Here is an 18,251-nt window from a genome sequence, read left to right on the forward strand (position 1 = left end):
GGGCGACGCTCCGAGGTCCTAGAGGACACCCGTCGTGATTTGGGAGATTTTTACCTCCTCTTCCCTACGGCGTGTGATAGCAGCCGGTACTGATTGCTACGCCGGGCCACAGGCCCGACGGCCCAATCCGTGACCCTCGGTGTCTCAGTGGTTTGTTCTGGCCGATAGCGGTGATGTCCGGGACCCTCGGAGGTCGTGCGGCTGCGCCGGGCGACACTCCGAGGTGCTGGAGGACACCCATCGTGATTTGGGAGATGTCTACCTCCACTTCGCTACGGCGCGTGATAGCACCCGGTACTGATTGCTACGCCGGGCCACAGGCCCGACGGCCCGCTCCGGGACCCTCTGCGCCTCGGTGGTTTCCTTCGGCGTTACGCGGTGATGTCCGGGACCCTCAGAGGTCGAGCGGCTGCGCCGGACGACGCTTCAAGGACTTGGAGGACACCCGTCGTGATTTGGGAGATTTTTACCTCCACTTCGCTACGGCGTGTGATAGCATCCGGTACTGATTGCTACGCCGGGCCACAGGCCCGACGGCCCGCTCCGGGACCCGCGGAGGTCGTGCAGCTGTGATAATGAGGGGAGAAGTGACGATCACGAGGATGATGTCGCGCAGGCGGTCCGGCTCCTCGCGGGCGCGGGCGGCCGCTTGTGCAACCTCCCGGGTGGGTGGCCAAGCGTGGGAATAAAACAAAGAAAGGCCGGTATTGCTACCGGCCTTTCCTGGGGAATGGTGTCGATTGGTTAACGTGATTTGACCACCCTGGTATTTGCCTGGAAGCCGTTGCCGGTTACCTGAAGGACATACACACCGACGGCAAGTTGCTGCACGTCAAGGTCCACGGCGGTAAGGCCTTCCCTGAGCGCTAATGTCCTGGTCAGGATAACCCGACCCTGCATATCCACAAGTTCTAAATGGGCGCTCGTGGCGGTCAGAGCCGTTACCGCCACGGCTATGTTTGCCGTAAACGGGTTCGGGTAGGCCTGCAGTTGCAGGTGATTCACGCTACCTTTCGACGCTACGGCAACTACGTCGCTGTACGATTCTGCTCCGTCAAAATCCACCTGCTTCAGGCGGTAGTAGGCGGTGCCCGCGAGCGGCGACTTATCGACGTAGGTGTATTCGACGGGTACCCGGCTGTTCCCTTGTCCCTGCACCGTTCCAAGGGCCGTAAACCTGCGTCCGTCACTGCTGCGCTCAACGATAAACCTGTCGTTGTCCTCTTCAGAGATTGTTACCCACCTCAGGGTTACGCCAGTCTTTTCTACCGCAGCGGTGAAGTAAAGTAGTTCAACCGGGAGCGCTGCGCCCGATGGCTCTTCACCGTAGGCGGTCAACGTAATCGGCGAATCAGTGACAACATTGAAATTATCCGTTGTTCTTATCGTAAAGCTGTGAAACCCTGCTACCGGAGTTGCACCAGACTTAACCACGATATTTCCGTTCGAAAGAATTTCGGCCCACGAGGGCAGGGTACCCGAAAGCAGGCTTGCCGCTACAATACCTCCGTCATTGTCCGACCCCGTAGCCAGGACGTCTCCACTCTTGTACTGGGTAGAATATTTAGGCGCCGCCACGAGGTACTCCGCTGAACAGTTTATGGTAATCTGCACATTGCTCGATGAAGTCGTATTGGTCCCACCACAGTTATTTGCAATCGTCCAGGTAAGCGTGTGCACCCCGGATGGCAGACCGGTCAGAGTTGCTTTGGGATCGTTGATGTTTGAGAAGGAAGCGCCGGCGGGCGTTCCGCCCACTATGGACCAACTTCCCACACCGGGAGAAGCATAGTTGGCATTAAGCTGCACCGGCCCGCAAACGGTTTGCGCGGATCCGGCATTGGCGGCTGGTGCGGTCGCGGTTGCTGTTGCCGTAACTGCCGTCTCGAGCCGTGTCGGAGATGTGAAACACCCTCCGGATACTTCCGCATAGAACGTGCGGTCATTAAGGGCAGTAGCCCCCGTAATACCATAGGAGGTTGTTCGGGATACGACTCCTCCCGTTCCGGTAAAGCTGGTTCCGATGGCTACCCCGTTGCTGTTGCGAATGGTGTAGGTGTAGCCGGCGTTTGCCTGCGTTGCTACGCTTATCGTAACCACGTCGCCGGGACAGGGAGCAGGTTTGTCGATGGTTACTGCCCGGTTCAGCGCGGGTCCTTCCGTGACGGTTACGGTAGCCGTAACCGTGGTTTCGGATGCGCAGCTGCCAGCGCTTGTTTTAATCAGCAGACCGTAGGTAGTGGTAGCATTCACTTTCAATCCACTGGCCAGCGTAATGGCGGCGGTACTGCTGGCGGTCACCTCGGCTCCCACCAGCGCTTTAGTATGCTTGTTGATCAACTGGTATACGTAGCCAGCAGTTGGGCCATTCACCGTCAAATTGGTGGTCACCTGTGAGCAGCCCGAGGTCGTACTGGCGACCAGGGACGTTGGTTGCACCGGTGCAGCGGACACCGTGACGCTCTTGTTACCGCCAATACCCGTGGTGACGCAATCGCTGCCTACGTCAGTAGCCCGGACGGACAGGGTAGTAGTCGAGCCCGTTAGCAGGTCGCTGGTCAGGGTAATCGCTCCACCCGTTCCGATTACCGAAGCTCCGGTTGGCGTACCGTTGTTCGTAATTCTGTAGGCAACGCCCCTTTCAGAACCGGAAAGGGTCACTGAGACCGTGCTGTTATAGCAAACTGAAGCGCGGTTCAGGGTAGTGGTAAAAGCATTTGACGGAGCCCTGCATTGTACGACGGTAGAAACTGATTTACTTGGGCAACCTCCGCCGGTGGTGAAGGTGGCCGTGATCACGGCCCCCGTATAGATCTCCAGCGGACTGATCCCCTTCAGCTCCCACACGCCGGATTCGGTGGTGAAAACCGGGGCAAACCTGGTTCCGTTGATGTCCACGTTTACACTATACGTAGTAGTGGCGTTACTCGCCGGGGCGGTGCCACTGATAGTGACCAGCTGCGCACCACCATCAGGTTCAGTGACGGAAGCTATGGTGAAGGTGGCGCTAGGAGGCAAAGTAGCCGTCGCGGTAGCGGTGACCGACGCGGACATTACGCTGGTCGCTCTGTTTACTGCTTTCGCCCGGGCAGTCACGGGTGTTCCAGGATTAATACCGGTGCCACTGTTTAAAGAAATTACATCTACCGTCCATACACCCACCGAAGAGGTGGTAGCGGTAAGGTTCGTTGATGTATTATTGGTAAAGATGGTCACTACGCTCCCTGCCTCGGCCGTCCCGGACAACGTTTTAATGTTCCCGCAGTAAGGGCCTTCATTAATGACCGGCGCGGCGGTGATTGCCTTCACGGTGGCAATGTTTGATGCCGCAGACATGAACAAGCCACCTGCGTTACAGGAAGGAGCTTCTACCCGGACGTTGATCACATCGTTGGGGGACAACTGAATACCAGAAGTGTTTATCGTCCAGTTGTTTACCACGGGGTTCGTACCGGTCTGGGTAAATGTACTTGTCCGATAAGTAGTTTGCACAGCATTAACCAACAGGATAACGCTAACCTCAGTACCTACTGACGCGATGGTTCCCGAAACGGAAGCCAACTGAGCGGGCAACTCAGAAAGCGTATTGTACACTATTCCATTCGTTCCGGTAGCGCTTGCGATTGTTGCGGTGTTGCTATTGACGGGCGAGGTGTTGCCCTGGCTATAGCAAAGCTGATTAGATCGTATGGATTCGCAACCAATGGCATTGTTGGAAGCATCCAGGGGAGTCACGGTTACGATGTAGTTCACGGACTTCGTCAAGGTGACGTTTCCAGTTACATTAGTCATTCCGGCAGGAGCCGTTGGGAGTGCGGTGGCTCCGGTAGCCGATGTAAAAATGTAAGAACCTTCTAAGGCGTAAGTATGGATGCCATTCACCACCGTAACCGTATAAATGGTAACCCGCTGCCGGCCAATGTAAGCGGTGGTACCAGTCATGTATCTGGACCCTTGGGTGGTAGTATTACCCGTAAGGGTAGCCGCGGAGGTTGTCAGACAAACCCCGGGCGTAGTAACCGTAACTTCGTTCGACAATCGGGATACCGACTTGTTCGTAGCCGTAACGGTTGCGGTAAGCTTGTCCGTAGCTTTTAGCACGGTGGATGCCAGGCCCGTCAGGGTCCAGTTTCCGTTTGACTGTACGGTAGCCGTGCCAATTTGTGTACCATTTCTGAAAACGGTGATGGTAGAGCCCGTTGCTTCAACTGATGTACCGGATATGGAGGTATTGCCGGCGAATACCGGGCCGCTGACCGCGGGTGCAGTGGCCTGTATGAGCGCAAAGGCGCCTGCCTGGATCTGGTTCAGGCTGGTTGGCGGAAAAGTACTGACTATTGCCGTCCAGGCTTTCCAGGCATCAAAGCCGTAGGCGGCATAATCAACGCCACCGACGTCGGATACCGTACCATCCAGGCCGGACTGCGAACTGGTGATGGTTATTCCAGAAAAACGCAGTGGCGTGTTGGCAGTGATCGCCCCGCCAAAACCCGTTAGCGGCACGTAAAAGTCATAAAAGTAATCGGCATTACTACCGCCCGTCGAGGCGGCAACTGCCCGCTGGGAGAACTGGTCTACTGAACCGGTAAAGATCTTTCTGCTGGGAGACGTCCTGTGATCGTAGATGCTTACATCAAAATTAGAAGCAAAAACGACTTCGAATTCGAACCCGGGATTGGTGATGTTGGAAGGCTGCGACGCGGTGGGTGACGCAAATACGCCATCGGAATCAATCAGCACACTATAGCCCTTGGAGGCGGTCGAGGAACCACCTAACCTAACCCGGAACATCACCTGCTTACCATTGTAGTAAGCTGCAATCGGCGAACCGGTAGACCCCGTGTAGGACGCTGGTGGCGCCAAGTCGGTATGCCCGCCTGCACTACCCGTGGTCAGGTCACCCAATCGTTCGTTGGCGAGGGCGGGAAACGGACGGTAGGTAACCTCACTAAAGCCAGCACCTTCATCACGGGTGGTGGCGAATCCTGCTGGTACTCTTGGAGCAGAAACGTAGCCATCGCCGTTCGGGTCGAGGACCAGGTTGCCGCCGCTGGTGGCCGGCCGGTAGATAAGCCCGGGGGTCTGAGCAAAGACGGTACTGTGGAGGGCGAACAGGCAGATTAGCGTAAACGCAGCACGCCACAGTTGGGTGAGTAAAGCTATCTTCATGAGAATTAAAATTAACGCGACACCAGGGACTAACCGACTCCTAATCAGAACTTTACGGTGGGCTGGACACGGGATTAATGACTAAGGGTAGATGAACTCCTTTCATCATAAATCCTGTTCCCGACTCACTAGAATTGAAGCAGATCTACTGATCGAGATCTTCGCCGGCGTAGATGGTTGTTGACGAAACCCGGAGGAACCCATTGGGGAACGGTTGGACGCACACAGTCTCCAAAGCGGTTCAGGAGACCTATTAGCTTGTCAGCCTGGAAATCTCCTTCGCTACCGAGTCTGGAACATGTATATCCGGTACGCCCATTAAGTAAAATTGCCCTTCAGTCCCGGATGGCCACCGCAAGGGGTTAGCAACAGAAAGGCAAGATAGAGGTAGTGTTTTAGGTTGGTGTTAATCCATGGCTACTGCGCAGCAGACGCAGCTGATGCAAGACGTCCGTTGGCGCATTAACATTGTCCTAACCCGGGCAGCAGAAACGTTAAAGTTGGTGGCGCTCAGAACGGGGTATTGACAAACCCTTTGATAACGAGCCCTTTACGACGATACGCTTACGAACGGTGCTCCAACTTTTTTTGGGCAACAAAAAGTTGGATCGTCAAGGATTCAAGGAGACCGAGGGTGGTCGCAGCGTGGGCGGGCATGCACGAACTGCTCGTTGCCGACGCCACCGTCTCCGGCGTGATTCCAGCGCCCAGCAGTTGCTCCCAGAGCCGGAACAAGAAACTGAACTTCACAATGGAACCCTTTCTCACGCAAGGCACAAACCAAGCCCTGTTCAAACGAGAAATCGCCCTTTTCCCTTCCGTAGAGTCCGGAGAACGGGCTCGCCCCACCGCGACTGCCGGCAGATAAGGGGGAAGTGACTGTGCGGATAGGGCTAGCGGTGAGACGCAGGGGGGCGTCCTTTCCAACACTCAGCGCACCGCCTCCCAGAGCGCGTACAGCGCCAGCAGGACCTTCAGCAGCAGGGAGATGAACTCCAGCCAGGGCTTCTTCTCGGCCAGTTTGTTGGTCTTTTCGTTGGGGGTAAGGGGGTAGGTGACGATCACGACGATGATGTCGCGGAGGCGGTCCGGTTCCTCGGGAGGCGCGGGCAGGCCCTTGCGGTCGGGATTGCCTACATTACCGGGGTCGGTGCGATCCAGGCCGCTGTCGTTTGGGGTTTTGGTGTTATGGGCTGACATGCTTTGATATTGAGACGTGTGTTTCCCTTAAGCGGCCTAAGAACTTGATTGGATCCTGCCGTTCGGTCTGCAAGCGGTGCTAGTTCACCCAAGCGACGTTGGTGAAATAAGCAAACCATCCCGCGCATTCGACCAGCAAAGCAGCATCCAAACAAGCTCTTACAAAGCTAACCGATAGTGACCACTTTTACAAACAATTTGTTTTAAACACAACAAGTTTGAGCGCCCAGAAAGTTTCTTTTTCCAACGCCGCCGGCCAGCAGCTTTCCGCCCGCCTGGAGCTGCCCGTGAACCGCCATCCCTACGCCTTCGCGCTGTTTGCCCACTGCTTCACCTGCGGGCAGACGCTGACGGCCATCCACGACATCAGCCGGGAGCTCAACCTCCAGGGCATCGGCGTGCTGCGCTTCGATTTCACCGGCATCGGAGAGAGCGAGGGCGACTTCGTCGACACCACCTTCGCTACCAACATCAGCGACCTGGAGGCCGCCGCCGCCTGGCTGGCGGAGCACCACACGGCCCCCGCCCTGCTGGTGGGCCACAGCCTGGGGGGCGCCGCCGCCCTGTGCGCGGCCGCCCGCATCGAATCGGTGCGGGCCGTGGCTACCATCGGCTCCCCCTTCGCCCCCGACCACGTATCCCGCCACTTCGCCGAGCAACTGGACGACATCCGCGCGGAGGGCCACGCCACCGTCGACGTCGGCGGCCGCCCCTTCCGCATTTCACGGCAGTTCGTAGAAGATCTTGGGGAGCACCGGCTGGAAGAAACCATCGCCGAGCTGGACGCGGCCCTGCTGTTCCTCCACTCGCCCCAGGACCGCACCGTCTCCATCGACGAGGCCGCCAAACTCTACCGGGCGGCCCGACACCCCAAGAGCTTCGTGAGCCTGGACGGGGCTGATCACCTGCTGTCCGACCCGGCCGACAGCCACTACGCCGGACAGGTGATCGCCGGCTGGTCGAAGCGCTACCTGCCGGTACCCGCCGAGGCCCCCCTGCGCAGCGACCACAACGTGGCCGTCCGCCTGGGCGCCGAGGGCTACACCACCGAAATTATGGTGCGCCAGCACCAGCTCACGGCCGACGAGCCGGAGAAGGTAGGCGGCAACGACTTCGGCCCCGGCCCCTATGAGCTCGTCAGCGCCGGCCTGGGGGCCTGCACGGCCATGACGATACAGATGTACGCCCGCCGCAAGAAGTGGGTGGTGGAGGAGGTGGAGGTCCATCTGAACCACAAAAAGGACTACGCCACCGACCTGGTGGAATCCGACACCAAACCCACCAAGATCGACCACTTCGAGCGGGTGATTTCCCTGAAGGGCAACCTTACGGACGAGCAAAAGGCCCGGCTCCTCGAGATCGCCGACCGCTGCCCCGTCCACCGTACCCTCCACGAAACGGTGGAAATCACGACGGTACTTCAGAAAGAGGAGTAGCTACTACTTGCCACTTACGGCCTCTAGATACCCCGCCACGTAGGTGAAGGGGGCGTTCCAGTTCAGGCAGATCTCGTTGCTGGCGTAGCTCGGCGTCTGGTCGGCCCAGCTCTGCATGGGGGCGGCGCCGGGTTTGTATTTGGTGTCGGCGCGGTCCTGCTGGGCGGTATTCGGGCCGCCGGAGAGCAGTCCGGGCACCGGGGCGTCGATGCCGTCGGCCGCACTCGGCCGGTGGTGAATGAACTGGGGCGAACGCGTACCGAAGCCCGTGAGGTAACAAACGCCATTGGGGTTGTGGCCCAGCAGGTAGTTCATGGCGTCGCGCATGGCGGCCACGTATTCGGGGCGGGCCTCCTGCCGGTGGGCGGCGGCGAGGAGCATGGCGGCGTTGGCCACGTCGGAGTTGCTGCCCCAGCCGAAGGCATCGATGGGCTGGAAGTAGGCCGTGCGGTCGGTATCATCTACCAGGCTGTCGGCCAGGGTGATGATTTGCTCCCGCAATCCGGCGAGGAACTCCTGGGGCACCCGGTCGGGGTGGCGCAGCAGGGTGAAGGCGGCCAGGTTGGCCATGTAGGAGGTCCAGCCCACGCCGGGGGCGAAGCGGACGCGGGGCGGGTTGGCCTGGAGGTCGTTGTAGAACTCCTGCTCACCGGTGGTGGCGAAGAGTTCGGCGGCGGCCCAGGCGCGCTCGTCGTCGGCGTTACCGTCGCCGTACTCCCCGGTGCTGACGTCGTCCGGGTTGATGAAGAAGGCCCCGGTGTTGGCGGTGCCCCAGGCCCAGGCGCGGCGGGCGGCCGCGAGCAGTTGGTCGGCGTAGGCGGGGTCGTAGTCGCGGAAGACGCGGGCGGCCTGGGCGGTCGCGCCGGCAAAGTCGAAGGTAGCCGTGGTGCTCTTGCCCACCACGAAGCGGGTCTTGGTCGCCGCCTCGGGCATAACCATGCCGGCGAACTTCAGGGTGGTGAGCTTGTGGAACAGTCCGCCGTCGTCGTCCTGCATGGTCAGCAGCCAGTCGAGCTCGTACTTGATCTCGTCGAGGTAGTCGCTCTTTCCGTTGCTGCTTTCGGGGATGTTGAGGCTGCCGTCGGGGGCGGGGTCGCCCACGTCTTCGTAGAGGGCCAGCAGCTGCCCTACGGGGAAGGCCCCGTTGACGACGTACTTATTGTAGTCGCCGGCGTCGTACCAGCCGCCCGGACTGCTCAGGGTGCCCCCGCCCGCACGGCCGGAGGAGGGGTGGTACTGTACCGCGGTATCGGGGTGGCCGGCGGCCCGGGCGTATTCCCCGGCGTGGGTCTCTGGCAGCGCCTGACTGGCCCGCTGGTGGTACAGTCCGCGTACGGAGCCCAGAAAGGCCTCCCGCAGCGCCTGCTTCGCCACCCGGAAGGGATGGGAGTAGCCAACCCCGGGAATGAAGATGCGGTACTCCCCCACCGGCAGGGGATCGATCCGGGTGGGCCGGGCCACCACGCCGGCCAGGGCGGTCCAGTCGAGGGTATCGCCGAGGACGCCTTCGTGCACGGTGGAATCGCCCGACAGGGTGGTCACGAAGTAGGCCGTGGATGCCCCCCCGGTCAGCGGGCCCGCGCCGGCACTGGTGTCGGCGTAGGTGAAGCGGATGGGCTGGTCGGGGTAGTAGCCTACCTGGTTGAGCTGGATTTTGGCCGTGGTCTCGTCGGCGTAGCTCGGCGGCGCATCAGCGGCAGGGTCGGTGCAGGCAATCAGCAACAGCAGTAGGCAGGCGGTCAGGTAATAAGGCATGCGAAGGGGGTTACACACAAACGATGAAGGGAAGGTCCGTATATTTTCCGGATGTTGAAATACCTGCTGGGTAGCCCTTCCCGCTAGGCGCCGGAGCGCCGGTGCAAGGGGTCTGTTACGAAGCCTACCCCGTCATCATCGTTTACTTTCTCTGGCCCCGTCGTTGGCCTCGAGGAGGGTGCCACCAGGGCCCGAGCCTCAGCGGAACCTTCCCACTACCGGATTTACTGCCGTTCCTCCCGAAACAGGGAGGTCTGGTCGCGGTACTGATCCATACGGTCGACATCTACGTTGTCGTACTTACGTTGCAACAGCCATCGCGGGCGGGAAAGCGTGGATTCCCAGGCGTACAGGATCTTGAACATGTCCTTGACGCGTTCGGGGTGGGTATTTGCCAGGTTGTTATTTTCACCAACATCTTCCGGCAGATAGTAGAGTTCGGCGGGGCGGTCGGCGTACCGCAGCAATTTCCAGTCTCCATCGCGGACGGCGGCCCGTACATCCCGTTTCCAGAAGAGCTGCTGGTGGGGGCGGCCCGACTGGCTGCCGCTCAGGTAGGGCAGCAGGTTCACCCCGTCTATATCCGACAGCGTATCCGCTCTTCCCCCGGCAGCGGCAAAGAAGGTAGGCAGAAGGTCTAGCGTGCTGATGGGCTGCTCGTAGCGCCCCCCTTCCGGGAGCCGGTCCGGCCAACTCAACAAGAAGGGTACACGAATGCCACCTTCGAGGTGATTGGACTTGGTGCCGCTCAGGGGATAATTGCTGGAAGCGTTCTTGTCCGTAGGTCCTCCATTATCGTTGGTGAATACCACGATGGTGTTTTCCGTGAGCCCCAGTTCCTCCAGGGTATTGAGGATCTGTCCACAGGCCCGGTCCAGGGCCAGGGTCATGGCGGCCACCGTCTGCCGGTCACCCTCCAGCTGGGGGAATTTGGCCAGGTCCTCCGGCGTGGCGTCCATGGGGGTGTGTACGGCGTTGAATGCCACGAAGGCGAAGAAGGGAGTGTCGCGGTTGCGGCGGATGAAGTCACTGGCGGCCGCGCCCAGGGCGTCGGTGAGGTAACCCGCGTGCTCTTCGTAGCCGGCAAAGTCGCGCTCCAGGCGGTTCATCCCCTGCTGCTCAGGATTGGGATAGGGGAAGTAGCTGCGGGCGCCCCCCCGGAATCCGTAGAATTCATGGAACCCGCGCTCGACCGGATGAAAGCGGTCCGCCCCCCCGAGGTGCCACTTTCCGAAGTAAGCGGTTTGGTAGCCCTGCTCCTGGAGGTAATCGCCCACGGTGGGCAGGTCGGTGGGCAGGCCCATTTCTTCATTATCGACGGCAGACACCGGGCTCATGAAGCCGGGGACGTTGTTTTCCTCGTAGCCGAAGCGCTGCTGGTACTGCCCGGACAGGATACCGGCGCGCGAGGGGCCGCAGGTGGCGTCCGACACGTAGGCCTGGGTGAAGCGGATGCCCGCCCGCGCCAGCCGGTCCAGGTTGGGCGTCACCATGGTCTTGCTGCCCTGGAATCCGAAGTCGGCATAGCCAGCGTCGTCGGAAAACAACAGGACGATGTTTGGTCGCGATTGCGTTCGGGCCGTGGCGCAGAGGCAGCAGCACAGGAGGAGGAAGAGCAGGTTGCGCATGATCATTTTCGTTTGCGGTTTCATTTGGTGGTAATCGGCGTGGCGTCGCCCACGTTGAGCGTCTGCTGTCCGGCAGGCAGTTCGGCGGTCACCCTTTCCCCGGTGGGCCAACGTACCTCTACCCGGGCCGGGCCCGCGAAGTTGCCGAGGCCGAAGTGGACGTTGGAGTCGAACTGGGTTCCGTATGCCGCCGCGCTGTTGCCGATGCGGACCGTGCGGGTATGCTCCGCGGTGAGGGATACTACGGCCCCCAGGGGGGATGCGGCCCCGGAGGGTGAGTGGCCCACCCGAATGGTGGCGCCCCGCCCCGCCCCGGCGGATTGGTTTTCGAACAGCTGCCACTGCCCGCGTTCGTTGCCCACGATGACGTCCACCTTCCCGTCGGCGTTGTAGTCCACGGCCGCCCCGCCCATACCGATGCTGCCCAGGTCGGTAGTGTTCACGCCGTGGTAGGGGACGGCGGCGAAGGTTCCATCCTGCCGGTTGCGCAGGAGGGTGGCGGCGAGGGGGGAGATCAGGTTGCCGCGGGGCAGTGCCAGGATGTCGACGTGACCGTCGTTGTCGAAGTCGGCCACGACGGCACCCGCTAGATTGGCTAGCCCCGCCGCCCCGGCCCGGTCGGTGGCGTCAACGTAGCGGCCGTCCCGGTTTTCCAGCAGAAGGCTGTACCGGGGGGCCGGATGAGGGTAAGCCGGGTATTCGCGGACGCCGTGGATGACGCCCGTGGCCGCACTCCAGGTGTCGACCGCCAGCCGCCACGTGCCGTTGCCGATGAAGCCCAGGTAGCCCCCCTGCTCGCTGAGCTGCTCGGGGAAGCCCAGGGCATCGCTGTTGACGATCTCGAAGCTGCGGCCGGTGTGGGTCTCCCCCCGGAAATTGTGGGCGTAGCCGGTTTCCCCGAGGTAGAAGGCGGTGTGCGGCCAAGTGGTGTGGTAGTTCTCCAGTTTCAGGACGACGTCGGCCGGCAGGGGCTCGGAAACGAAGCGCCCGCGGCTGCTGTAGAATCCCCAGATCCGGGTGGCGGGGTCGTAGAAGGTTTCCCCGGCCTCGAAGGGTTGCATGCGGGTGAGGAAGAGGTCGAAGTCGCCGTCGTTGTCGTAGTCGAGTTCTACGGCCGAGCTGATGTCCCCGATACTTTCGGGCAGCACGGTCGCCGTCACCTCCCGGAATTGAAAATCCCCCGCGTTGCGGAAGGCCCGCGGTTGCCCCGCCCCGTAGAGGAGGAGGTCCTGACTACCATCGCCGTCGAAGTCGGTGACGAGGGTTTTCTGCCCGTCGCCGCCCACGGGGGGCAGGGTGTCACCCAACACGAGGCGGCCCTGCCGGTCGTTGCGGTAAAGGTAGTTTTCCGAGGCGCCTTTGCGGCTGCGGTCTGGGAAGGCAAAATTGATCAGGTCGAGCCAGCCGTCGCCGTCTAGGTCGGTGAACTTGACCGTCCTGCCACGCATGGTTTCCAGGGGATCGGGGAAGTCGTCCAGGGGGTGGAATTTCCGGTCGCGGTCGACGGTAAACAGCTTGGCGTTGCGAGCGTTGCTGCCCGATCCCCCTCCGCGCGACAGCACCAGGTCGAGCCGTCCGTCGCGGTCGAAGTCCGCGACGGTGACACCGTGGATGTCGCCCATCAGTAGGTCGTAGGGTTTGGCGTAGCGGCCCTTGTTGTTCCACAGAATGCGGATGCCGTAGCCGTGGTCGTTGAGGATGAGGTCGGGCCAGCCGTCCTGGTCGAGGTCGGCCACCGTGGGGGCGTCCCACTTGCGCAGGTCCTTCAGGTCCTGGGGGAAGGCCCCTTCGGCGGCGGCGAAGCGCGGCCCGGGGGCGGGCGACTGGGCGGCAATCGGAGGCGGGCCACTCAGCAGCAGGGCCAGCAGGAGGGCCAGGGCGCGGCAGCTTTGGCGGGGGGAATTCATGATCGGATTAGCTTTTGTTCGATTTCCTCTATGCTCAGGTTCTTGGTTTCCGGCAACGTCCGCAGGAGTATCAGCCAGCCTACGCTGACCATGACGGCGTACGTCATGAAGATGGAAGCGCCCCCGAGGTTGGCCAGTTGCCAGGGAAAGAATTGCTGTACGACATAATTCACCAGGCTGGAGATCAGGGCGAACAGGGGGATGGCCACCCCCCGGACTGAGATGGGAAATATTTCTGAAAGGAGCACCCACATCACAGGGCCGATGGAAAAATGGAAGGCGGCGATGAAGCTCAGGATGCCGGTGAGGATGAGTACCGCGTTCAGTTCCGCGGCTTGCTGCAGCAGGATCCCGGTATGCGCCCTGGCCGCCTGCTCTCCGATGGCCTCCTGTACGGCGGCCTTGAAGGCAATGTCGCTGGTAAAGGTGTGGTCAACCAGGCCCGCCAAAGCTTCCGCATTGGGAATGTCCCTCAGCTCCTGCAGGGCATCGACGGAAAGCCGGTAAGTGGCATCGTGGAACCCGTAAGCGCACAGGATCAGGCTGGCAATGATCCACAACAACCCCCAGATCACCAGCGGGCGTCGCCCCAACCGGTCGATCAGGAGGATCGCCAGCACGGTAAAAACGATGCTCGTCAGTCCGACCCAGATGGCCTGGGCGAAGGCCGCATCCATCCCGAAGCCGAGCTGCTCGAAAATGGTAGGAGCGTAGAACAGCACGGCGTTGATGCCGGTAGCTTGCTGAACGATGGCCACGGTGAAGGCAATCAGGAACACCAGCCGCATTCGGGGGCCGAAGATCCTTTTCAGTTGGTCCATCACGCCGTTGGAGACCACCGTTTGCCGCAGGCTGTCTTCCATCCGATGCACCGCCTCCGGTATTTCCTCCACGGGGAGCAGACGGCGTAGCACGTCCATGGCTTCTCCGCGCCGGCCGCGATAGATCAGCCAGGCGGGGCTGTTGGGGATATAGGAGAGCAGGGCCAGCCACAGCAGGGCAGGGAGGATTTCAGATCCCAGCATCCACCGCCAGGTGTAGGTGGTGATGCCCAGTGTATCTAGCCACTCCGCTCCCGAATTACTGGCGAGCAGGATCAGGTAGTTGGTGAAGTAGGCCGTGGAAAGCCCCAGCACGATGTTGATCTGGAGTATGGCTACCAGCTTGCCCCGGTAGTCCGGGGGCGCTATCTCACCGATGTACATGGAGGCCACCGTGATGGAACTGAAGGCCAGCCCCCCCAGAAAGCGGGACGCTACCAGTGCCCAGAACGTGGGCGCCAATGCGGAACTGACGGCCGACACAAGGTAGAGGGCGGCAATGATCTGCAGGGTCTTCTTCCGGCCCAGGAGGTTACTGGCCAGGCCGGTGAGCGGCAGGGCCACGACAACGCCCAGGCCAGGTGCGCCCACGGCCATTCCGAGTTCCAGATCGGACAGGTTGAACTCCCGGGCGATAAAATTGACCGTTCCGGAGATTAGCGCGGCATCCAGGCCAAAAACAAAGCCACCCAGGGCCACGATCGCGGCGAAGGCAAACGCATTTCTCCGGTAAGGATTCATAAGTATTGTAATCTAAGGGTACAAGCAGATAAAGCAGTGAGGCGCCATTATTCAACCGGTCGGATACGGATGTCATCGATCAGCAGCCGCGCAGGACGAAGGTCAGGCAGGCTGCTCTGGCGGATCTCGATCCGGAATTGGTCCGCGGCACTGGAAGGCGTGGTTTTGCGGAAGCACTTTTCGAGTTCTACCCATTTCCTGCGTTCGATTCCTTCCAGGGGTACCGGAATCACGACCTCCGGGTCCTCAAGCCCGAGATGAAGTGTTTCCGGGGCCCGTCCCTGGTCGAGCCATACCTTTACCGAGAGGGTATATTCGCCCGCGGGTAAGTCCACCGCGCCTTCCGGAGAAAGCGCAACGACCTTGTCGACCGTGAGGGTTTCGTTCTTTTCCAGCCCCCGGAATTCGAGGCTGTTGACGCCCGTGGCGTACTCTCCCTCGATGATGGACAGGTATTTTGCCGAGGCGGTATCCAGTAGCCAAAACTTCTGATATTCGTTGGGAACGGAACTTTCCGGTACCAAGTCCAGGGGGCGCGGCTTGTCTTGGTACAGAATAGGGCCTTCAAATCCGTAGAACGCCCGGTCCAGCAAGTTGTCGTCGGGTTTCTGCCACACCCGTACATAGTCGATTTCGAAATCCACCGGCAGTTCCGCGGCGTGGGGGAGCCCCAGCCAGCTGAAGGCCTCTGAGTCGAGCCATATTTCCATGGGGTTGTTCAGCACCCAGTCGGTACCCAGTTCATCCTGGGTAACGTGGTAGGTCAGTCGGCCGTCGCGGTAAATTTTCAGGTAGTCTTCCCCCCATTCCGCTCCGTAAACGTGGAAGTCATCCGAGGTGCGGTAGGGCAGGTTCTTCTCGTCGTAGCCAAACGCCTGGGTTGGCCGCACGGCGGGCGGGCTCCAGTCGTGTACGGCCGTACGTACGGAATTAGACAGTATGCTGCCGTCGATTTTTGGCGCTCCCATCTGTTCGTACACGTCAAGCTCCTGCTCGTAACCGATGGCCCAGAAAGCTGCGGTGATCGCCGCGTGGCCGGCCTTTGACCGCACTTCCATATAGCCATTGAGAAAGCGCTTTTTGGTGACCACCCCGGCGGTGGTTACCGGCAGGGGCTGGCCCTCAAACGCTCCGTAGGGATCTGACCCGCTCTCGCTATACCCCCCCTGGTCAAAGGGGTAATCCGGTTCCCACTGGGTACGCAGTTTCAGTTTGCCGTCTTCTACGATCACGTTGTGGGGAGCGAACTGGGCCGGGGCGCGCCCTTTCCAGATGTAGTAGCGGCCGTCCTGCCCCTCGATGAACCATTTGGTGGTGTCCAGCTCACTGCCGTCGAATTCATCGCTGACCTCGGGGTTGAGCACCCAGCCCCCCTGGTTGTTGGGGTCGGAGAAGGGCATGGGCGGGCGCGGTTCGTCCCCCTGGGCGGACAGCACCGCGGTGAGCAGCAGGCAGCCAACAAGGGCAAGGATATTCCGGAGCATAAACGGGTTGTTCAATTTGAAGTTTCTGGTTTTCATAAAGATTGGGGTTATCGGGGACGCCAGATGACGGGCAGGAAAACGGTCATCTCGGCGGTACCGCGATTGCTCCACGCGAAGTAGGGCACGAGGGTGGACGATACGCTCTCCCAGGGGTCAGCGCTTTCTACCCTCTGGTACATCCCCCCTGACGGCCGACGTCTGATGGTCAGGTCCGTCTTCAGCACCGTCACCCCCCCGAGGAAGTCCGGGCGGTGTTCCGGAACCAGCGGCGCATTCTGATCCAAGTGGACGTCCAGAATAGAGGTCCCCTCTGGCAGGTCGGGGGATTCCACGCAGTAGACGACCGGGCCGCGGGCCACGGCTACCTGGTTGCGGACTTCCTCGATCCGGGGGTGGCCCTCGAGCAGCACGGGGGGCATGGGCATTTCGAGCCGGACCGTATCGCCGGCCTTCCACGCTCGTTCGATCCTTGCGAAGGTGCCCCGCCGCGTAGCCGTCGGGGTTTCCCCATTGACGGAAAGCGTGGCGCCCTCGGCCCATTCCGGAATCCGGAACAGCAATTCAAAGGGACCGGGCTTACAGCTTTCGATGGTAAGCTTGACCGTTCCCTCCCAGGGGTAATTCGTTTCCTGGCGGAGAACGATTTTACTGCCATCCACCAGGGTGGTGTCCAACTGGTTCCCCCCGTAAAGATTAACGGTCAGTCCATTATTGGTCAGGCTGTAGGCCCAGGAGGACGATTTGGCGACCGTCCGCACGAGGTTCGGGGGGCAGCAGAAGCATTCCAGGTAGGGCTCACGGTCCGGCGTTTCGGTGGCGTTCTCATGGTCGTTATAGGAGCGTGCCCCCTTGACCATCCGCAGGGGATTGGCGTAGAAGTAATTCTTACCCTCGATGCTGATGCCTGACAGGCCGCTGTTCAGCAGTACTTTTTCCATGACGTCAGCGTAGCGGGATTCCCCCCGCAATCCGAGCATTCGGTAGCTGAACATGGCGTTGCAGAGATTGGCGCAGGTTTCGTTGTAGGCGGTCAGGTTCGGCATCATGTAATCGTCGATGAAGCCCTCCTCGATCTTGTCCCGGTTGCTGGAAGCTCCGTAGTGGGTCTGGCCGACGGCCCCCGTCACGTACATCTTCCGCTGGGTAACGTTCTCCCAAAGGCGCTCAAGGGCCTCTATCAGGGCCTGCTCCCCGGTTTCGGCGTAGACGTCGGCCGCCCCCGCATAGTAGTAGAGGGCCAGTACGGCGTGGCCAACTGCTTCGTTGGATTCCGTCAGGGGGGTGCGCTCCTGCACCATATCGCCGATGGGATAGCCCTCGGTGGTGGGGTGGTGCACGACGGGGTACTTCCCCCGCCGCTTGATGAATCGTTCGGCGAGGTGGAGGTACCGCACATCCGCGGTAACCCGGTAGAGCTCCACCAGGCCCATGATCTGCGTCTGGTTGAAGCCGAACCGGCCGTACTGCTTCGTTTCCGGGAAGAAGATGGTGTAGAGCAGGTCGGCGTGGCGAACCGCGATGTCCAGGAAGTTGCGCCGGCCGGTGACTTGGTAGTGGGTGCAGGCGCTGATGAGCAGGTGACCGGTGTTGTACATCTCGTGGTACTTCCGGTTCTCATAGCGGTCGACTTCCGGCCGCAGCTGCACCTGGGTCTGCAGGTATCCGTCGGGCTCCTGCGCTTGCCGGATGATGTCGATGTAGCCATCGATGCGCCCCATCAACTCCTCGTTGCCGTTCAGGGCGTAGAGGAGGGTGCCGGCCTCCAGCCACTTGTAGAAGTCACCATCGTGCCAGTACATCCCCTTGTGCGCTCCTTTCATCTGGCCGGCGGCGATCTTGAAGTTATTCAGGGCATGCCCGATGTCGCCGCACAAGAGCGACTCCATATAGGGCAACATCGCCTTTTCACACGTCTGCAGCTTGTCCGCCCAAAACCCTTCCGTCCAACGGCACCCGCCGATTCCCACGGGCGTCAGTTTCTGGTAGGGTGAATGGTGGCGGCTGACCGGAGTGGGCGTAGCAGCGGTGGAGGAGTGGGCGGAATCAACGGAAGGGTGCATGATCGGAATTTATATAGCTGTTGGCGGAAAGGTAGAGCTGCCCCGGGGAG

Annotated in this window: 9 protein-coding genes; 1 reads left to right on the plus strand and 8 read right to left on the minus strand. The window is 60.8% G+C overall.

What is annotated here, in order from left to right:
• Window positions 1-744 precede the first annotated feature (744 nt).
• Both CGL56_RS12785 and CGL56_RS12795 read right to left on the minus strand, forming a co-directional pair.
• Window positions 745-5,169, minus strand: coding sequence for a beta strand repeat-containing protein (locus CGL56_RS12785; RefSeq protein ID WP_099106958.1), 4,425 nt, complete (start codon window positions 5,167-5,169; stop codon window positions 745-747).
• A 930-nt stretch (window positions 5,170-6,099) separates the two neighbouring features.
• Window positions 6,100-6,369: a hypothetical protein gene (locus CGL56_RS12795; RefSeq protein ID WP_099106960.1), complete on the minus strand. Its 270-nt coding sequence runs from the start codon at window positions 6,367-6,369 to the stop codon at window positions 6,100-6,102.
• 218 nt (window positions 6,370-6,587) lie between these two features.
• Between CGL56_RS12795 and CGL56_RS12800 the strand changes: the two genes are divergently transcribed.
• Window positions 6,588-7,805: a bifunctional alpha/beta hydrolase/OsmC family protein gene (locus CGL56_RS12800; protein ID WP_099106961.1), complete on the plus strand. Its 1,218-nt coding sequence runs from the start codon at window positions 6,588-6,590 to the stop codon at window positions 7,803-7,805.
• Window positions 7,806-7,808: 3 nt separating this feature from the next.
• Here the strand turns inward: CGL56_RS12800 and CGL56_RS12805 are convergent, their stop codons facing one another.
• The 6 genes from CGL56_RS12805 to CGL56_RS12830 form a co-directional block, all read right to left on the minus strand.
• The gene (locus tag CGL56_RS12805) at window positions 7,809-9,560 is read right to left on the minus strand and encodes a glycoside hydrolase family 9 protein (protein WP_099106962.1); all 1,752 of its coding nucleotides are present in this window, start codon (window positions 9,558-9,560) and stop codon (window positions 7,809-7,811) included.
• Between the two features lie 224 nt (window positions 9,561-9,784).
• Complete coding sequence (locus tag CGL56_RS12810) at window positions 9,785-11,188, minus strand: sulfatase-like hydrolase/transferase (protein ID WP_099107041.1); 1,404 nt, start codon at window positions 11,186-11,188, stop codon at window positions 9,785-9,787.
• 20 nt (window positions 11,189-11,208) lie between these two features.
• Window positions 11,209-13,095 carry a CRTAC1 family protein gene (locus tag CGL56_RS12815; RefSeq protein WP_099106963.1) on the minus strand — a complete coding sequence of 629 codons (1,887 nt, stop codon included), beginning with the start codon at window positions 13,093-13,095 and terminating at the stop codon, window positions 11,209-11,211.
• Complete coding sequence (locus tag CGL56_RS12820) at window positions 13,092-14,657, minus strand: MFS transporter (RefSeq protein ID WP_099106964.1); 1,566 nt, start codon at window positions 14,655-14,657, stop codon at window positions 13,092-13,094. Before CGL56_RS12820 ends, CGL56_RS12815 begins: the two co-directional genes overlap by 4 nt.
• A gap of 47 nt (window positions 14,658-14,704) precedes the next feature.
• Window positions 14,705-16,141 carry a family 16 glycosylhydrolase gene (locus tag CGL56_RS12825; protein ID WP_209280320.1) on the minus strand — a complete coding sequence of 479 codons (1,437 nt, stop codon included), beginning with the start codon at window positions 16,139-16,141 and terminating at the stop codon, window positions 14,705-14,707.
• Between the two features lie 47 nt (window positions 16,142-16,188).
• Complete coding sequence (locus tag CGL56_RS12830; protein WP_099106966.1) at window positions 16,189-18,201, minus strand: glycoside hydrolase family 127 protein; 2,013 nt, start codon at window positions 18,199-18,201, stop codon at window positions 16,189-16,191.
• Window positions 18,202-18,251: the final 50 nt, after the last annotated feature.

It is taken from the genome of Neolewinella marina (genome assembly GCF_002631205.1).
Taxonomy (GTDB): Bacteria; Bacteroidota; Bacteroidia; order Chitinophagales; family Saprospiraceae; genus Neolewinella; species Neolewinella marina.